The sequence below is a fragment of the Nostoc sp. CALU 1950 genome (assembly GCF_051172895.1).
GTDB classification, from domain to species: Bacteria; Cyanobacteriota; Cyanobacteriia; order Cyanobacteriales; family Nostocaceae; genus Nostoc; species Nostoc edaphicum_A.
In genome coordinates this window covers 1-1433 of sequence record NZ_JBDNJQ010000367.1, presented here as the reverse complement: position 1 = coordinate 1433, position 1433 = coordinate 1, and the positions used below count along the sequence as shown (strand labels likewise).

Annotated in this window: 1 protein-coding gene; it reads right to left on the bottom strand. The window is 36.7% G+C overall.

The features are described 5' to 3' along the window. Positions 1-130: 130 nt before the first annotated feature. Positions 131-1353, bottom strand: a protein-coding gene (locus ABF638_RS37940) for an ISAzo13 family transposase (RefSeq protein ID WP_435027878.1) whose coding sequence is annotated in 2 segments (ribosomal slippage) — positions 131-873 and positions 873-1353 — 1224 coding nt in all. Because the reading frame shifts where the segments join, the coding sequence is not laid out codon by codon here. Positions 1354-1433: the final 80 nt, after the last annotated feature.

The following is a 1433-nucleotide window of genomic DNA, read 5'->3' as shown; positions in this document are numbered from 1 at the left end:
GGTTGCCGACGGCAACCTCTCTCCCTCCTTAAATATGCAAGACAAATGTCTGCACAAAGATACTTCTTAAATGCAGTGAGCAAAATTGATATTGATATCGATTATTTTGGCGCTTTTAACTTTTTGGAAATTACGTTACTCCACAAAAGATATCAATAAACCACTTACCTAAATTTGGTAAATTATCTTCGGTACAATTAGTCAAACGTTCAATCTTATTTTCAATTTCTTGCATAGCTTTTTTAGTTAGACGGACTCCGTTAGAGTAAGTCTGAGTAACTAACTTAACAACTGGATTTTTCCCATTCCACGTCATAGTTTTAGCAAAATTTAATGCAGTTTCAACTTCATCTAAAATGCTGCCATTCCAATGATTTTCCAAGGCAGCCCAAGTTCTTTCAATGGGATTATATTTACTGTGATAGGGAGGATAATAAGCTAAACGTATATTTAATTTGTGTGATTGAGCAAATTCAACTATACGTTTCATAAACTGAGTACGTCGAGAACTATTCTCTCCTCCATTATCTTGATTAATAAGTAAAGTTTTTATTTCCGAAAATCGCCAGCTTTCTGATTTCCAAAAATCCCCTAAAATGTCAACGATAAAATCGCTAGTTACTTTGGATTCTGTGAAATATAAAAATAGCTCGTCAAGCTCTGGAAGGAAGATGCCATAAGGAGCCACAGTTGTTTTTGGTTTGAAGTCATGGTCATCAGTTTCCGTTGGTACTCGATTTCTACCGCCACGGTCAAAGGAGCCGATATTGACACGAGCTTTGGCATCCAAACTTAAGCGTAAAACGCTTGGATCTTCTGAAGTTTCTTGGTGAACTATAGCTAATTGCTCAAAGATTGCATCAGTTTCGGGAATTTTTTTTGAGGTTGAATTTTGGCAACCCGTTTCAGGCGATATCCTAAATCGTTTAACTTAACGCGAATTGTTTCTGAAGTTGGTAATTCTTCTTCAACATAACCAAATTTCTCAATTAATTGATGTCTTACAACAGATGCGCCCAGCCGGGTATAGAGTCTTTGACTTTTAAAACTTGGGTCTATTTGACTTTGAGAATCGACTAGTTTTTTTATATCTTCTAAAAGAGTTGGTAGGTGTTCTTCTGCTTTTTTTCTTCCTCTACCTTGATAATTATCCACACAAGTGATACCACTATTTAATTCTTTAATTCCTTTCCCAATAGTTACACGGTTCCATCCTAACTCTCGCTCTGCTAGAGACTGTCCTCCGTGTCCTAATGCCACAACTGTTTGTGCTATAAATTTACGTTTAGCTGCTCCTCTTAATTGATGTGCGGTTTCCTTCAATAACTTTTTCAATGAATCTGTTAATTGTATTGACACCTCAAACATCCCAAAATCGAATCATCATTCAATTTACTACAACTTGGGGTGAGAGAGGCTGCCAACGGCAGCCT